Source organism: Mesorhizobium sp. B2-5-7, assembly GCF_006440875.1.
GTDB lineage: Bacteria > Pseudomonadota > Alphaproteobacteria > Rhizobiales > Rhizobiaceae > Mesorhizobium > Mesorhizobium australicum.
Genome location: NZ_VFUO01000001.1, coordinates 707,685 through 724,285 on the forward strand (window position 1 = coordinate 707,685; position 16,601 = coordinate 724,285).

Below are 16,601 nucleotides of genomic sequence, written 5' to 3' on the forward strand. Positions count from 1 at the left end.
CAATGATGGGCGTCGTCTGGTCGCTTCTCGGCATCCTGTCCGGCGCCTTCATTGCCATCCAGGCGCCGATCAATTCGCAGCTTGCGCGCGGCTTGGGTCTCCCGGTCGCGGCGGCCGCGTTTTCGTTCCTGTCGGGCGCGGTCGTGCTTGGCATCATCTCCGTCACGGTGGTGAAGCTGCAGGGCATCTCGCTTGACTGGAAGGCGCCCGCGCCCTGGTTGTTTGTCGCCGGCGGCATGCTTGGCGGCTTCTATGTCACGCTTTCGACGATCCTGACGCCGCGCATCGGCGCGGCCGCGCTGATGGCGTTCCTGGTGGCCGGCCAGCTGCTTGCGGGTATGCTCATCGACCGCGTCGGCTTCCTTGGGGTCGCCGTGCGTGAAATCTCGCTCGGCCGCGTCGCCGGCGCGGTGCTTCTGCTGGCCGGAGCGCTGCTCGTTCGGCTGTTTTGAGTCCGATGCGCGTCGACCTCTTTGACTTCGACCTGCCGGAGGAGCGCATCGCGCTTCGCCCGGCAGAACCGCGCGACAGCGCCAAAATGCTGGTGGTCAAGCCAGGCAAGGGGCTGGTGGACAGGACGGTTGGCGATCTGCCATCGTTGCTCCGTGCTGGCGACGTGCTGGTTTTCAACGACACCAAGGTCATTCCGGCGCAGTTGAAAGGCATCAGGCGGCGCGGCGAAGCACAGTCGCAGGTCGAGGCCACGCTGCACATGCGCATGGCGCCGGACCGCTGGCTGGCCTTCATGCGGCCGGGCAAGCGCATTGCCGCCGGCGACCGCATCCATTTCGGCCATGACGGCAATTCCTGTTTCCTCGGCCAGCTCGACGCCACCGTGATCGAAAAAGGCGAGGGCGGCGAAGCGCTGCTCGGCTTTGATCTATCCGGTCCTTTCCTCGACGAAGCGCTGCACGCGGTCGGCCACATTCCACTACCGCCCTACATCGCCTCGAAGCGCGATGACGACGAGCGCGATCGTGCCGACTACCAGACCATCTATGCCCGGGAAGAAGGCGCGGTAGCGGCGCCCACCGCGGGCCTGCACTTCACGCCGGCGCTTTTCGCGGCGCTGGACGCCAAAGGGGTCGAACGCCGCTTCGTCACCTTGCATGTGGGCGCCGGTACGTTCCTGCCGGTCAAGGCGGACGATACCGCGGACCATAAGATGCATGCCGAGATCGGCTCGGTCAGCCAGGCGACCGCCGATGCGCTCAATGCGGCGAAGGCGAGGGGCGGGCGCGTCATTGCCGTCGGTACGACCTCGCTGCGCCTGCTCGAGAGTGCGGCGCGTGAGGACGGCACGCTGGCGCCATGGTCCGGACCGACCGACATCTTCATCACGCCCGGCTACCGCTTTCGCACGGCCGACATGCTGATGACCAACTTCCATCTGCCGCGCTCGACGCTGTTCATGCTGGTCTCGGCTTTCAGTGGCCTCGACACGATGCGTGCCGCCTATGCGCATGCCATCGAGAGCGGTTACAGGTTCTATTCCTATGGAGACGCCAGTCTTCTGTTCAGGGAGGAGAACGATGGACGATGATCTGCAAACCTTCGACCGCGACAGGCTGATCGCGGAAGTGAAAAGGCTGCGCGCCGGCATTCGCGCGCACCGCGATACATCAGGTCATGACCTCTGCTGGCATCACCCCGATCTGTGGGACCTGCTGCCGGAAAGGACCGAGCCGTCAATCGCGGTGCCGCCCTGGCCAAAATTCATGCGCGGCTGCATCCAATACCGTCAGTCGCTCGACGAGCAGGCGCCGGATGCGCCGGTATTCGACAAGGAATTCAATGGCTGAGAATTTCACCTTCAGGGTGTTGGCGACCGATGGCAAGGCGCGGCGCGGCCTGATCGACATGCCGCGCGGCGAAATCCGCACGCCGGCCTTCATGCCGGTCGGCACCGGTGGCACGGTCAAGGCCATGTACATGGACCAGGTGCGCGGCGTTGGTGCCGACATCATCCTGGGCAACACCTATCACCTGATGCTGCGGCCCGGGGCCGAGCGCGTGGCGCGGCTCGGCGGTCTGCACGAATTCGCCCGCTGGCCGCACCCGATCCTGACCGACAGCGGCGGTTTTCAGGTGATGTCGCTGTCGAAGCTGAGGAAGCTGACGGAAAAGGGCGTCACCTTCCGCTCTCACATCGATGGTGCGGCCTACGAGATGTCGCCGGAGCGCTCGATCGAAATTCAAGGTCTGCTCGATTCCGACATCCAGATGCAACTCGACGAATGCACCGCGCTGCCGGCCGAGGTCAAGGAGATCGAGCGCGCCATGGAACTGTCGCTGCGCTGGGCGGAGCGCTGCAAGACGGCGTTCGGCGACCAGCCGGGCAAAGCGATGTTCGGCATCGTGCAGGGTGGTGACAACGCGGCGCTCAGGGTGCGCTCGGCACAGGCGCTGAGCGCGATGGAGCTCAAGGGCTATGCTGTCGGCGGCTTGGCCGTCGGCGAGCCGCAGGCGGTGATGCTCGACATGCTCGACATCACCTGTCCCGAACTGCCAGACGACAAGCCACGCTATCTGATGGGCGTGGGAACCCCGGACGATATCCTCAAATCGGTTGCGCGCGGCATCGACATGTTCGATTGCGTAATGCCGACGCGGGCCGGCCGGCACGGCCTGGCCTATACCAGGCGCGGCAAGGTCAACCTGCGCAACGCCCGCCATGCCGACGATCCGCGCCCGCTCGATGAAGAGAGCGACTGCCCGGCAGCCAGGGATTATTCGCGTGCCTATCTGCACCATCTGGTGCGCTCGCAGGAGGCGCTCGGCGCGATGCTGCTGACCTGGAACAATCTGTCCTACTACCAGAAGCTGATGCAGGACATCCGCGCCGCGATCGAAACCGGCACCTTCAAGACGCGTGGGGCCGAGATTTCCGAGGGCTGGACGAGGGGCGATATCCCGGCGCCGTAAGCCCGTTCAGGTGCTGAGCGAGTTCGACGCCCGCAGGCTGCAGCCGGTGATCTGGAATGTGCCGTCAGGCTGCTGCTGCAGCGTGTAGACCGCCTCATAATCCTTGCCGTCCGGGCCGACGATCAGTACCTGCTGGACGATAGAACCGGGACCAGTCTGCTCGACCTTGCCGAAAGCGTAGGACTGGGGTTTGCGCACAGGCGGGTAGCCCATTGGTCACCATATTCATGAAGGCATCGACGGTCGGGAATATCTGCTTCACGTTTGGGGCGGCAAAGCTGTACGCCTTGGCGCAGTCATCGGCGATGAGGGCCTTCAACTGACTGTCGATGACGGCCTGACCAGCCTTGATCTCATCTCCGGCAGACGCCTGGAAAGCCAGCATGAGCGAAACGAACGCGAATGCGAAAAAGCCGCGGCGCATGGCTTGTCTCCACCGTCCTCGAACCGCCTCCAGAAGTTCCAGGAGACATCCTAACATACGTGCCAGGGCGCCTCACGGTTTCAGCGGCCGCCAATATTCGTCGCGCCTCGGTGCAGAAGCCATGCACGAACGATATTGCAGGGCATGCCCGCGCTGGTGATCGGCGGCAGGCTCTGCAAGCACGGCATGCCGGTTGCGGGGCCGCGCGAGGCGGTGGCCGGGACCCCCGCGCCGGCTAAGCGCGCATTCCAGTGCTTGAAAGGCTGCCTCCAGTCTGCCAGAAGGGCCGCTTGGACCTGGAAGTTTAGCGGGACGAAGCCATGAAGGCGTTTTTCGTGCAGATCAAATGCGAGCTGGGCAAATCCTATGAGGTTGCCAGCGCGCTTGCCGACGTCGAGATCGCCTCGGAAATCTACTCCACCGCCGGCAACTACGATCTGCTCGCCAAATTCTATGTCGACGACGAAGAAGACGTCGGCCATTTCGTCAACGAGAAGGTGCAGATTCTTCCCGGCATCAAGGACACGTTCACCGTCGTCACCTTCCGCGCCTTCTAGCAGTGCGAGGCGGTTGCCCGGGCACGAGGCAAAGGCTGATCAAGCTTGTATTTGGGCTGCCTTAATTTTGGGCAGCCGCAACATACTAATCGTCCGCTTCCCCCAAATCACCGATTGCGCTTGATTTTCTCCCGCGACGCCAGTGAAATGGCTTCACAGGGGAGTATGCGATTGGCAGCGTTCGATGAAATGCTTCCGGAAGTCTCCGGATTGAGAAGACCGTATTCGGCTTACGATCGCTGGCTGAAGGAGCAGGATCCAGCCAGGCTTACCGAGAAGATGCAGGACGCCGAACGCGTCTTTCGCAAGACTGGCATTACCTTCGCCGTCTATGGCGAACAGGAAGCCTCCGAGCGGCTGATCCCGTTCGACATCGTCCCTCGCATCATTTCAGGCAATGAGTGGCGGCGCCTGACGCAGGGCATCGAGCAGCGCGTCCAGGCGCTGAACGCCTTCCTCGACGACATCTACCATCGCCAGGAAATCCTGCGCGCCGGCCGCGTCCCAAGGGATCTGATCGCCAGGAACGAGGCCTTCCTGCCGGAGATGATCGGCGTGCGGCCGCCGGCCGGCGTCTATACCCACATTATCGGCGTCGACATCGTTCGCATCAGCGAGGACGAGTTCTACGTTCTGGAAGACAATGCGCGCACGCCGTCCGGTGTCTCCTACATGCTGGAGAACCGCGAAACGATGATGCAGCTGTTCCCCGAGTTGTTCCAGAAGATCAAGGTGCGGCCAGTGGAGAACTATCCGCAGCTGCTGCGCCAGTCGCTGGCGGCCGTGCGGCCGCAGAACACCAAGGGTGCCCCAACCATTGCGGTGCTGACGCCGGGCAGTTTCAATTCCGCCTATTTCGAACACGCTTTCCTTGCCGACCAGATGGGTGTGCAGCTTGTAGAGGGCCAGGACCTGCGCGTCGTCGACGGCCATGTCGCGATGCGCACCACCGAAGGCTACAAGCAGATCGACGTGCTTTACCGCCGCGTCGATGATTCCTTCCTCGATCCGCTGACTTTCAGGCCGGATTCAGCGCTTGGCATACCCGGCATCATGGATGTCTATCGCGCCGGCAATATCACCATCGCCAATGCGCCCGGCACGGGTATCGCCGACGACAAGGCGATCTATTCCTATATGCCCGAGATCGTCGAATTCTACACCGGCCGCAAGGCGATCCTCGGCAACATCCCGACCTGGCGCTGTTCGGAACCGGACAGCCTGAAATATGTGCTCGAGCACATCCACGAACTGGTGATCAAGGAAGTGCATGGTTCCGGCGGCTACGGCATGCTGGTCGGCCCGGCGGCGACCAAGAAGGAATGTCAGGATTTCGCCAAGAAGCTGCAGGCCAAACCGTCTAATTACATCGCCCAGCCGACGCTCGCGCTCTCGACCTGTCCGATCCTGACTGAAAAGGGGCTGGCGCCGCGCCACGTCGATCTCAGGCCCTACGTCCTGGTCTCGGATCGCATCCAGATCGTGCCCGGCGGGCTGACGCGGGTGGCGCTGAAGGAAGGCTCACTGGTGGTGAATTCCTCCCAGGGCGGCGGGACGAAAGATACCTGGGTGCTGGATGATTGAGCTGAGCCGGTAGGGATTAGCGATTAGTGAGTAGTGAGTAGTGAGTAGTCAGCTACAGAGGGAAAGCGCATGCCATATCTCATATGGATTCAACTATTTAGTACTGACTACTCACTGATCCCTACTCACTAGCCCAAGGGCCTTCCCATGCTTCTCGGCCGCACCGCCAACGGGCTCTACTGGATGAACCGCTATATTGAGCGGGCGGAAAACATGGCGCGGCTGGTCGACGCCGGGCTGCGCATGGCGCTCACTCGCACCCAGAGCGCGTCGGAGGAGTGGAATTCGGTGCTGCTCAGCGCCGGCTCAGACATCACCTTCAAGCAGAAATACCCGGACTATACCGCGGCCAATGTCTCCGATTTTCTCTTGCGCGACACGTCGAACCCATCGAGCACGATGTCGTCGATCGAGACCGCCCGCAACAATGCGCGCATGGTGCGCACCGCGCTGACGCGCGAGACATGGGAGAGCATCAACGAAGCCTGGATGGCGCTGAAACGGATGCTGGCGAGGCCGATCGACGAGCGCGACCTGCCCAACGTGCTCGACGCGATCAAGCGCGAGACAGCGCTGATCCGCGGCTCGTTTTACGGCACCATGCTGCGCAACGAGATCTTCGATTTCTCGCAGCTCGGCACCTATGTCGAGCGCGCCGACAACACCGCGCGCATCCTCGACGTGAAATACTACGTGCTGTTGCCGTCGATCTCCTGGGTCGGCTCGACGCTCGACAACTATCAGTGGGAATCGATCCTGCGCTCGGTGTCGGCGCATCGCTCGTATCGCTGGGTTTATGATGCCGACTATAAGCCGACCAACATCGCCGACTACCTGATTCTCAACGTCCGCATGCCGCGATCGCTGACCTTCTGCTATCGCTTCCTGGCAGAGCATCTGAAGTTCCTGGGCGACGACTATGGCGAGCGCCATGCCTGCCATGCGACGGCGCAAAACACGCAGGCAATGCTGCAAGCAGGATCGATCAAGGACATATTCGATGCCGGGCTGCACGAGTTCCTGGCCGGGTTCATTCGCGACAACACCAGGCTCGGCGACGAGATCGCGCAGGACTACAGGTTTTATTGAGCATGATGCCGGGAAGTGGATATCGGTTTTCGCTAGAGATCATGCACGCGAACGGAAGATGGCCATGCGGCTGAAAATCACGCACCGGACCGAATACCGCTACGACGCACCGGTGCAGTATTTGCTCCAGAGGCTGCGGCTGCTTCCCGTGAGCGGGCCGACTCAGACCGTGCTGTCCTGGGCGCTGAAGGTCGAGGGTGCGCGCGAGGAAGTGCGATTTACCGATCATTACGGCAACGACAACAGGCTGTTGAGCGTCGAGGGTGACCACGACTTCATCACAGTCGAAGCGTTGGGCGAGGTGGTGACGCGCGATACATCGGGTGTTTGTGGGCCTCATCAAGGCTTCGCGCCACTCTGGTTGTTCGCGCAGGAGACCGCTTTGACCACCATAGGCGGCGGCATCCGTGATCTTACCGAGGCGGTCGGCAAGGGCACCGACCTTGACAGGCTGCACCGGCTGATGGCCGCCATTGGCGAGCGCGTCGCCTACACGCCGGGAACAACCAATGCGACGACCTCGGCCGAGGAAGCTTTGGTACTGAAAACCGGAGTCTGCCAGGACCATAGCCACATCTTTGCCGCCGCCGCGCGCGCCATGGGATTTCCGGCCCGCTATGTCAGCGGCTATCTGATGATGGATGCGGTGGAGCAGGCTGCAAGCCACGCCTGGGCCGAAGCGCATGTCGCGGGCCTCGGCTGGGTTGCCTTCGACCCCGCGAACGGTATTTCTCCCGACGAACGCTATGTGAAAGTGGCAACCGGCCGCGACTACCGTGACGCTTCGCCGGTGTCGGGAATTCGACTGGGACAGGCGGAAGAACTGCTTGCGGTCACCGTCACGGTAGAGCAGTAATCCCCCAGGGATTACCGCCTTAAGAGATTCCATGACCTATTGCGTCGGCCTCAAGATCGATCGCGGGCTCGTGTTCATGTCGGACACGCGTACCAACGCCGGTATGGATTCGATCTCGACCTTCAAGAAGATGCATGTCTGGGAACAGCCGGGCGAGCGCGTCATCGTGCTGATGTCGGCCGGCAACCTGGCGACGACACAGGCCGTGGTCAGCCTGCTCGACGAGCGCACCAAGGCGGTGACCGACCGCCATGAGAAGCTGCTCGAGACGCCATCCATGTACCAGACGGTGCGGCTGCTCGGCGACACGGTGAAGGAAGTGATCGCGCAATCGTCGCCCGCGGGCGAGAAGGCCGATTCCTATTTCAATGCTTCCTTCATCCTCGGCGGGCAGATCAAGGGCAGCCCGCCACGCCTGTTCATGATCTACCCCGAAGGCAACTTCATCGAGTCGACCGAGGACACGCCGTTCTTCCAGATCGGAGAGACCAAGTACGGCAAGCCGATCATCATTCGCGCCTACGAAAAGACGATGAGCCTGGCCGAGACGGTGAAACTGCTTCTGGTGTCGTTCGATTCGACGCTGAAGTCGAACCTGTCGGTCGGCCTGCCGCTCGACCTGCTTTTCCTGGAGCAGGACGCCTTTCAGGTCGGCCTTAAAAAGCGGATCGGCCAGGACGACCAGTATTACCGCACGATCTCCGATGGATGGTCGAATGCTCTGAAGACGGCCTTCGCCAGCCTGCCGGATTTTCCTGGCTAGTCCGAATATCTCGCCGCCCGTCGGCGGCTTCAAATATTTCACATGGCTACTAATATCCGATCTTGAGGAGCCGGCGGCTATCACCGGCAGCGAATGACCTGTCGGGAGGACAAGATGAACAATGATGATTTCCGGCAATGGTCGCAACGCGCCGCCGATTGGGGCGCCGACTATCGCAACAATTTGCGTGAGCGGCCGGTACGGCCGCTGATCGAGCCGGGCGACATTTTCAGGAGCATCGAGGCGTCGCCGCCCGAAGACGCGGAGTCGATGGACAGGATTTTCGCCGATTTCCAAGAGAAGATCGTGCCGGGGATGACGCATTGGCAGCACCCGCGCTTCTTCGCCTATTTCCCGGCCAACGCGGCGCCGGTCTCGGTGGTGGCTGAATATCTGGTGTCGGCAATGGCCGCGCAATGCATGCTCTGGCAGACCTCGCCGGCGGCGACCGAGCTTGAAATGCGGACCGTCGACTGGATGCGCCAGGCGCTCGGCCTGCCGGAAGGATTCTCCGGCGTTATCCAGGATTCGGCCTCGTCGGCGACACTCAACGCGGTGTTGACGATGCGCGAGCGGGCGCTGGACTGGCAAGGCAACAAAAAAGGATTGGCCGGGCAGGGCCGATTGCGCATCTATTCCTCCGACCAGGTGCACACTTCGATCGATCGGGCGATCTGGGTGTCAGGCATAGGCGAGGACAATCTCGTGCGCATTCCTGTCGCCGGCCGTTTTCGCGCCATGGACGCAGCCGCACTCGACGCGGCAATCGTCGCCGACCGCGCGGCCGGCATGTTGCCCGCCGGCATCATCGCCAGCGTCGGCGGCACCAGCACCGGGGGCACGGACGATATTGCAGCAATTGCGGCAGTCGCCGGTCGGCATGGGCTCTACCTGCATGTCGATGCCGCCTGGGCCGGGTCGGCGATGATCTGTCCGGAGTACCGGCATTTCTGGGCCGGCGCCGAGCTGGCGGATTCCATCGTCTTCAACCCCCACAAATGGCTGGGCGCGCAATTTGACTGCTCGATGCAGTTCATTCGCCAGCCCGAGGACCTCGTTCGCACGCTGGCCATCAAGCCCGAATTCCTTAAGACACATGGCCGCGACGGCATCATCAACTATTCCGAATGGTCGGTGCCGCTTGGTCGGCGCTTCCGGGCGCTGAAACTTTGGTTTCTGCTGCGCGCGCATGGACTGGAAAACCTGCGAACCATGATCCGCAACCATGTCGCCTGGAGCGAGGGCCTTGCCGCTCGGCTGGCAAGGGAGGTGGATTTCGAGATCGTCACCGAGCCGATGCTGTCGCTGTTTTCGTTCCGGCACAAGGCTGCCTCGGGCGCCGATGCCGACGAGCACAATCTGCGGCTCGTCAATGCGATCAACGACGATGGCCGCATCTACCTGACGCAAACGAAGGTCGATGGAAAGGTGGCGATCCGCTTCCAGGTCGGCCAGTTCGACGCGACGGCGGGAGACGTCGATGCCGCTTTCACCGCCATTACCGAAATTGCGCGTGCCACGGCCTGAAAAGGCTGGATGAAGGTGGCACCGAGGTTCACCCGTACAATCATCAGATTTCGTTAGCCGGCTTGCACCTTTTCATCGGTTTCGTTTTCTATTATAAGCAAGAAAAACGAAAACGGGAGCTTGCCTTATGTATCTGTCGCCGCGCCATGCCGAGATCATCCAGATGGCCAAGGACAACGGCCGCGTGCTGGTCGATGACCTGGCCACGCATTTCAACGTGACGCCGCAGACCATACGCAAGGACCTCAACGATTTGTGCGACCAGCGGCTGCTTTCGCGTGTCCATGGCGGCGCCTTGTTCCCGTCCGGTATCGAGAACATGGAGTATGAAGCCAGGCGCAAGATCGCGGCCGACGAGAAGGAAGCGATAGGCCGCGCGGCGGCCAGGCTGATCCCCGACAACGCCTCGCTGTTCATCAACATCGGCACCACGACAGAGGCGGTCAGCAAGGCACTGCTCGATCACGACGGCCTGATGGTCATCACCAATAACATCAATGTTGCCAATAGGATGCGCATCTATCCCTCAATCGAGGTGGTGATTGCGGGCGGAGTGGTGCGCGGCTCCGACGGGGGTGTTGTCGGCGAGGCGGCGGTTGATTTCATCAGGCAGTTCAAGGTCGACTACGCTGTCATCGGCGCCTCGGCTATCGATCATGATGGCGCGCTGCTCGATTTTGATTTCCGCGAGGTGAAGGTGGCGCAAGCGATCATCGCCAACGCCAGGCACGTCATCCTGGTTTCCGACCAGACCAAGTTCGAACGCACGGCGCCTGTGCGTATCGGCCATCTGTCGCAGGTCAACACCTTCATCACCGATCGCTGCGACATCCCGTCCGTGCGCAAGATCTGCCAGGAGGCCGAGGTTCAGCTCATCGAGACGTCGCTTGGCTGACGCAATTCACGGTCTTCTCACAGGCGTGTGATATTTCGTTTGACATTCGTTATGAGTTCGAAATAATTCCGCCACGGTTTCGCAAAAGAGCAGAAATGGTGCAATGCGAAATCGTGGAGGAGCTAGGTGGACACATCTTCAGTCCGGGACATTTTCGTCATAGGTGGCGGCATCAACGGCTGCGGCATCGCCCGTGATGCCGTGGGACGCGGGTTCTCGGTCTTTCTCGCCGAAATGAACGATCTCGCCAGCGGAACCTCGTCCGGTTCGACCAAGCTGATCCATGGCGGGCTGCGCTATCTCGAATTCTATGAATTCCGCCTGGTGCGCGAGGCGCTGATGGAGCGCGAGGTTCTGTGGAAGAACGCTCCGCACATCATCTGGCCGATGCGCTTCGTGCTGCCCTATGCCAAGGGCCTGCGCCCGGCCTGGCTGATCCGGCTCGGCCTTTTCCTTTACGACCACATCGGCGGGCGCAAGTTGCTGCCGGCGACCAGAACGCTCGACATGGCAAGCGACCCGGCAGGCAAGCCTTTGAAGCCGCTGTTCAAAAAGGCTTTCGAATATTCGGATGGCTGGGTCAACGACGCGCGGCTGGTGGCGCTGAATGCACGTGACGCCGCTGACCGGGGCGCAACGATCCGGACTCGCACCAAAGTGGTTGGAGCGCGCCGCGAGGGCGGAATCTGGGCGATAAAGATCGAGGACCTGCAGACCGGCGAGACCGACGAGGTCAAGGCACGGTTGCTGGTCAATGCGGCGGGTCCTTGGGTCGACCACGTGCTGTCCGGGGTCGTCGGCCTCAGCGATGTGCACAATGTCCGCCTCGTGCAGGGCAGCCACATCGTCATCGCAAAGAAGTTCGACGACCCGCGCGCCTATTTCTTCCAGAACAGGGATGGTCGCATCATCTTCGCCATCCCCTACGAGGACGAGTTCACTCTGATCGGCACCACCGACCAGGATTATCCCGGCGACCCACATGATGTGAAGATCAGCGACACCGAGATCGACTATCTCTGTGCCGCGGCGAGCGAGTATTTCGCGGTTCCCGTCAAGCGTTCCGACATCGTCTGGACCTATTCGGCCGTGCGTCCGCTCTACGATGACGGCGCCTCCAAGGCGCAGGAAGCGACACGTGACTATGTGCTGAAGGCGGATGGCGGCGACGGCGCCGCGCCGCTGGTCAACGCGTTTGGCGGCAAGATCACCACCTATCGCCGGCTGTCGGAATCGATGCTCGAGAAGATCGAAGGTTTTCTCGGCAAGCGCGGCAAGCCGTGGACATCAGATGCGCCGCTGCCGGGCGGCGATTTTCCGGCCACGGGTTTCGATGCGCAGGTGGCGAAGCTGAAAAGCGCCTATCCTTTCCTCGACCAGCGCTTGGCGCGCCGGCTGACGAGGCTCTACGGGACGCGTGTACAGGTGCTGCTCGGCTTGGCCAAGTCGATTGCCGATCTCGGCCGCAATTTCGGTGGCGATCTCCACGAAGCCGAGGTGCGCTATCTCGTTGAAAACGAATGGGCTGTCACGGCGGAAGACGTGCTGTGGCGGCGGACCAAGCGCGGCTTGCATCTTAACCGCGAGCAGGTCGCGGCACTCGATGAATTCATGCGCGGCATAAGCCGGCAGCACGTCGCGGCCGCCGAATGAAGAGGTTTTGAGCTGATGCGGAAAGCCTGGGAGGAGGCGTCATGCTGGAACTGAGGAACGTCACCAAGACGGTCGGTGCGGTCGAGCACATCCGCGACGTGTCGCTGACGCTTCAGCACGGCTCGCTCAACGTTTTGCTCGGGCCCACACTTTCAGGCAAGACCAGCCTGATGCGGCTGATGGCCGGCCTCGATGTGCCGACCTCCGGCTCGGTCTGGTTCGACGGCCGGAATGTCACTGGCACGCCTGTGCAGAAGCGCAAGATCGCCATGGTCTACCAGCAGTTCATCAATTATCCGGCGATGACCGTCTATGACAACATCGCCTCACCCCTCAAGGTGGCCGGCGTCGAGCAGGGCAAGATCGACAGCCAGGTGCGCGAAGCGGCGGCACTCCTCAAACTGACCCCCTATCTCGACCGCACGCCGCTCAATCTGTCGGGCGGGCAGCAGCAGCGCACCGCGCTGGCGCGCGCCATCGTCAAGAATGCCAGCCTTGTGCTGCTCGACGAACCGCTTGCAAATCTCGACTACAAATTGCGCGAGGAATTGCGAGCCGAACTGCCGAGGGTATTCGCGGCCGCCGGTACCATCTTCGTCTATGCCACCACCGAGCCACATGAGGCCCTGCTGCTCGGCGGCAATACGGCAACGCTGTCGGAAGGCCGCATCACCCAGTTTGGGCCGACCATCGACGTGTTCCGCAAACCGGTCGACCTGGTGACGGCGAGGACCTTCGCCGATCCGCCGCTCAACACCATCGTGCTGGCCAAGAAGGGAGCGGATTTTCTGCTGGAGGGCGGCGTCAAGCTGCCGGTGCCCGCTGATCTCGTCGACATCGCCGATGCGAACTATACGGTCGGCTTCCAGCCGCACCATCTTTCGCTCGACCGGCCCAATGCCTCCGCGGTGCCGGTGCGGGCGAAAATCACCATCACGGAAATCACCGGGTCCGAAAGCTTCATCCATCTCGACTTTGCCGATGTGCGCTGGGTGATGTTGACCCACGGCATCAGGGATTTCGAGACAGACGCGGTGGTCGAAGTGTTCATCGATCCACGTCACATCATGGTCTTCGACGAGCACGGCCGGGCCGTGACCGCGCCGAAGCTGGCGGCTTGAGGAGGACGATATGGCGCGCATCGACGTCAACCATGTCAGGCATTCCTATCTGCCGAACCCGCGCAAGGATGCCGATTTCGCGCTGCGCGAAGTGCATCACACTTTCGAGGATGGTGGTGCCTATGCGCTGCTCGGACCGTCCGGCTGCGGCAAGACCACGCTGCTCAACATCATATCGGGGCTGCTGCATCCCTCGCATGGCCAGTTGCTGTTCAACGGCAGGGACGTGACCACCCTGTCGACGCAGGAGCGCAATATCGCGCAGGTGTTCCAGTTCCCGGTCATCTACGACACCATGACGGTCTATGACAATCTGGCGTTCCCGCTACGCAATCGCGGCGTGCCGGAGGCAGACGTCGACCGCAAGGTGCGCGAGACGCTGGAGATGATCGACCTGGCGTCCTGGGCCAAGAAGAAGGCCAGGGGCCTGACCGCCGACCAGAAGCAGAAGATCTCGCTCGGCCGCGGCCTGGTGCGCTCGGACGTCAACGCCATCCTGTTCGACGAGCCGCTGACCGTCATCGACCCGCATATGAAGTGGGTGCTGCGCTCGCAATTGAAACAGCTTCATCGCCGCTTCGGCTACACGATGGTGTATGTCACCCACGACCAGACCGAGGCGCTGACCTTCGCTGACCAGGTCGTCGTCATGTATGATGGCGGCATCGTGCAGATCGGCACGCCGGCCGAACTGTTCGAGCGGCCGCGCCATACCTTTGTCGGTTATTTCATCGGTTCGCCGGGCATGAACGTCATGCCTGTGGCGATCGACGGCAAGACGGCGACGCTCGGCTCGCAGCGTATCGAACTGCCGGGCGCGCCCAAAGCCGCCGGCGGCGCCGTCGAACTCGGCATTCGCCCCGAATATGTGCGGCTCGGCCGGGACGGCATGGCCGTCTCGATCACCAAGGTCGAGGATGTCGGCCGCCACAAGGTGGTTCGCGCCAAGCTGGAAGGCAGGGACATCGCTGCCGTCATAGGTGAGGACGAGACCGTGCCAGCCGAACCGAAGGTGCGGTTCGATCCGGCCGGCATCAACATCTATGCCGGTTCCTGGCGTGTCGAGATGGGGGCATAGATGGACAAGACCTGGAACAACAAGGCCTGGTTCCTCGTGCTGCCGGTGCTGGTGCTGGTGGCCTTCACCGCCGTCATACCGCTGATGACGGTGGTCAACTATTCGGTGCAGGACACGTTCGGAAACAATGTCTTCACCTGGGCCGGCACCGAATGGTTCGAGGAACTGCTTTCGTCCAGCCGCTTCTGGGAAGCGATGGTCCGCAACCTGATCTTTTCCTTTATCATCCTGGCGATCGAGGTGCCGCTCGGCATCTTCATCGCGCTCAACATGCCTAAGAAGGGCTGGGGCGTGCCGGTCTGCCTGGTGCTGATGTCGCTGCCACTGCTGATCCCGTGGAATGTCGTCGGCACCATCTGGCAGGTGTTCGGACGCAACGACATCGGGCTGTTGGGCTATTACCTCAACGCGCTCGGCATCGACTACAATTACGTGCAGGATCCGTTCGATGCCTGGGTGACGATCATCGTCATGGATGTCTGGCACTGGACCAGCCTTGTCGTGCTGCTCTGCTACGCCGGACTGGTCTCGATCCCCGATGCCTTCTACCAGGCGGCAAAGATCGACGGGGCCTCGCGCTGGGCGGTATTCCGCTACATCCAGCTGCCGAAGATGCAGCGCGTGCTTTTGATCGCCGTGCTGCTGCGCTTCATGGACAGTTTCATGATCTACACCGAACCGTTCGTCGTCACCGGCGGCGGGCCGGGCAACTCGACGACCTTCCTGTCGATCGACCTCGTCAAGACGGCGCTCGGCCAGTTCGACCTTGGCCCGGCGGCCGCCATGTCGCTGGTCTACTTCCTCATCATCCTGTTGTTGTCATGGGTGTTCTACACCGTGATGACCAATTACGACGCGGAGCGCTGAAATGGCTGGCGCCAATGAACGAACCGAGCGCAATGCGATGAACGGGACCGCCTCGGAAAGTCTCGCCGGTACACTGTCGCAGAGCGATCTCGACAGGCGCATGCGCCGGCGCGGCGAGGAATCGCGCTGGTGGTGGATCGTGCCGACGCTCTACATCATCGTACTTCTGCTGCCGATTTACTGGCTCATCAATATGAGCTTCAAGACCAATGCCGAGATCGTCAACTCGATGACGCTCTACCCGCACACGCCGACGATCGCCAACTACGTCACCATCTTCACGCAGAGGGCTTGGTATTCCGGCTACATCAACTCGATCACCTATGTCGTCATGAACATGGTGATTTCGGTGTCGGTGGCGCTGCCTGCGGCTTACGCTTTCTCGCGCTATCGTTTCCTCGGCGATAAGCATCTGTTCTTCTGGCTGCTGACCAACCGCATGGCGCCGCCGGCCGTGTTCGCACTGCCGTTCTTCCAGCTCTATTCGGCCTTCGGCCTCATCGACACGCACATTGCGGTGGCGCTGGCGCACTGCCTGTTCAACGTGCCGCTGGCGGTGTGGATCCTCGAAGGCTTCATGTCGGGCGTGCCGAAGGAGATCGATGAAACCGCCTATATCGACGGCTATTCGTTCCCGCGTTTCTTTGTCAGGATATTCATGCCGCTGATCGCCAGCGGCATCGGCGTCGCCTGCTTCTTCTGCTTCATGTTCTCATGGGTGGAACTGTTGATCGCGCGCACGCTGACCACCACCGACGCCAAGCCGATCGCCGCCACCATGACGCGCACCGTATCGGCCGCCGGCATGGACTGGGGCCTCCTTGCCGCAGCCGGCGTGCTGACGCTGATCCCTGGCGCGCTCGTCATCTGGTTTGTCCGCAACTATATCGCCAAGGGCTTCGCCCTGGGGAGGGTATGATCATGAATCTCGACCTCTCCTGGATGGCGTGGACGTGGCCGACGGCCGCTTTCTTCGCCACCATTCTTCTGTTGCTGTGCGGCATGGCCGCTTGGGAATACGCCTCGCCAGGCGGCAATCCGCGCGTCGGCATGCTGCGCTTCGAGACGACACGCGGCGATCGCCTGTTTCTGTCGCTGCTTGGCAGTGCCTTTATTCATCTCGCTTGGCTGGGTCTCGTCGGATCCAACCTTTGGTGGGCTCTCGCTCTCTCCGTGGTCTACGCCGTCGGCGTGTTCCGCTACGTATAGAGGGGGAAACTGTTGGAGCGGCCGCGTGCCGGCGACTGCTCCAGATCGCACTT

Annotated in this window: 17 protein-coding genes and 1 pseudogene; 17 read left to right on the forward strand and 1 reads right to left on the reverse strand. The window is 61.8% G+C overall.

Going from position 1 to position 16,601, the window contains the following annotated elements; translation table 11 throughout:
- The first annotated feature begins 2 nt into the window (after window positions 1-2).
- From FJ543_RS03395 to tgt, 4 genes are read left to right on the forward strand one after another with little or no spacing between them, the layout of a single operon-like run.
- A complete protein-coding gene (locus tag FJ543_RS03395; RefSeq protein WP_023773870.1) occupies window positions 3-452 on the forward strand; it encodes a DMT family transporter in 450 nt (149 codons plus the stop codon).
- 5 nt (window positions 453-457) lie between these two features.
- Window positions 458-1,543 (forward strand): tRNA preQ1(34) S-adenosylmethionine ribosyltransferase-isomerase QueA, encoded by a 1,086-nt coding sequence (gene queA / locus FJ543_RS03400; RefSeq protein WP_140873767.1) that lies wholly within the window; start codon window positions 458-460, stop codon window positions 1,541-1,543.
- Window positions 1,533-1,802 (forward strand): hypothetical protein, encoded by a 270-nt coding sequence (locus FJ543_RS03405; RefSeq protein ID WP_140616328.1) that lies wholly within the window; start codon window positions 1,533-1,535, stop codon window positions 1,800-1,802. Before queA ends, FJ543_RS03405 begins: the two co-directional genes overlap by 11 nt.
- Window positions 1,795-2,925, forward strand: coding sequence for a tRNA guanosine(34) transglycosylase Tgt (gene tgt / locus FJ543_RS03410; protein WP_140873769.1), 1,131 nt, complete (start codon window positions 1,795-1,797; stop codon window positions 2,923-2,925). Before FJ543_RS03405 ends, tgt begins: the two co-directional genes overlap by 8 nt.
- A gap of 6 nt (window positions 2,926-2,931) precedes the next feature.
- Here tgt and FJ543_RS32275 read toward each other — a convergent pair.
- Window positions 2,932-3,349: pseudogene (locus tag FJ543_RS32275) on the reverse strand (DUF4864 domain-containing protein).
- 320 nt (window positions 3,350-3,669) lie between these two features.
- Between FJ543_RS32275 and FJ543_RS03420 the strand changes: the two are divergent.
- The 13 genes from FJ543_RS03420 (at window position 3,670) to FJ543_RS03480 (ending at window position 16,548) form a co-directional block, all read left to right on the forward strand.
- Window positions 3,670-3,906 (forward strand): Lrp/AsnC ligand binding domain-containing protein, encoded by a 237-nt coding sequence (locus FJ543_RS03420; RefSeq protein ID WP_140873771.1) that lies wholly within the window; start codon window positions 3,670-3,672, stop codon window positions 3,904-3,906.
- Window positions 3,907-4,077: 171 nt separating this feature from the next.
- The gene (locus FJ543_RS03425) at window positions 4,078-5,490 is read left to right on the forward strand and encodes a circularly permuted type 2 ATP-grasp protein (RefSeq protein ID WP_181166272.1); all 1,413 of its coding nucleotides are present in this window, start codon (window positions 4,078-4,080) and stop codon (window positions 5,488-5,490) included.
- A gap of 147 nt (window positions 5,491-5,637) precedes the next feature.
- Window positions 5,638-6,579 (forward strand): alpha-E domain-containing protein, encoded by a 942-nt coding sequence (locus FJ543_RS03430; RefSeq protein WP_140616333.1) that lies wholly within the window; start codon window positions 5,638-5,640, stop codon window positions 6,577-6,579.
- A gap of 64 nt (window positions 6,580-6,643) precedes the next feature.
- Complete coding sequence (locus FJ543_RS03435; RefSeq protein ID WP_015317728.1) at window positions 6,644-7,435, forward strand: transglutaminase family protein; 792 nt, start codon at window positions 6,644-6,646, stop codon at window positions 7,433-7,435.
- A 31-nt stretch (window positions 7,436-7,466) separates the two neighbouring features.
- Window positions 7,467-8,198, forward strand: a complete 732-nt coding sequence (locus FJ543_RS03440; RefSeq protein ID WP_023773863.1) for a peptidase — start codon at window positions 7,467-7,469, stop codon at window positions 8,196-8,198.
- A 114-nt stretch (window positions 8,199-8,312) separates the two neighbouring features.
- Window positions 8,313-9,725: a pyridoxal-dependent decarboxylase gene (locus FJ543_RS03445; protein WP_140616335.1), complete on the forward strand. Its 1,413-nt coding sequence runs from the start codon at window positions 8,313-8,315 to the stop codon at window positions 9,723-9,725.
- A 127-nt stretch (window positions 9,726-9,852) separates the two neighbouring features.
- The gene (locus FJ543_RS03450) at window positions 9,853-10,620 is read left to right on the forward strand and encodes a DeoR/GlpR family DNA-binding transcription regulator (RefSeq protein WP_015317731.1); all 768 of its coding nucleotides are present in this window, start codon (window positions 9,853-9,855) and stop codon (window positions 10,618-10,620) included.
- A gap of 126 nt (window positions 10,621-10,746) precedes the next feature.
- Entirely contained in the window at window positions 10,747-12,273 is a 1,527-nt protein-coding gene (gene glpD, locus FJ543_RS03455) for a glycerol-3-phosphate dehydrogenase (protein ID WP_140873773.1), read from the forward strand.
- Between the two features lie 41 nt (window positions 12,274-12,314).
- Entirely contained in the window at window positions 12,315-13,394 is a 1,080-nt protein-coding gene (locus FJ543_RS03460) for an ABC transporter ATP-binding protein (protein ID WP_140873775.1), read from the forward strand.
- 10 nt (window positions 13,395-13,404) lie between these two features.
- The gene (locus FJ543_RS03465; protein ID WP_140821755.1) at window positions 13,405-14,472 is read left to right on the forward strand and encodes an ABC transporter ATP-binding protein; all 1,068 of its coding nucleotides are present in this window, start codon (window positions 13,405-13,407) and stop codon (window positions 14,470-14,472) included.
- Window positions 14,473-15,339, forward strand: a complete 867-nt coding sequence (locus FJ543_RS03470) for a sugar ABC transporter permease (RefSeq protein ID WP_015317735.1) — start codon at window positions 14,473-14,475, stop codon at window positions 15,337-15,339.
- Between the two features lies 1 nt (window position 15,340).
- Complete coding sequence (locus FJ543_RS03475) at window positions 15,341-16,258, forward strand: carbohydrate ABC transporter permease (protein WP_015317736.1); 918 nt, start codon at window positions 15,341-15,343, stop codon at window positions 16,256-16,258.
- A gap of 2 nt (window positions 16,259-16,260) precedes the next feature.
- A complete protein-coding gene (locus FJ543_RS03480; RefSeq protein WP_015317737.1) occupies window positions 16,261-16,548 on the forward strand; it encodes a DUF2160 domain-containing protein in 288 nt (95 codons plus the stop codon).
- Window positions 16,549-16,601: the final 53 nt, after the last annotated feature.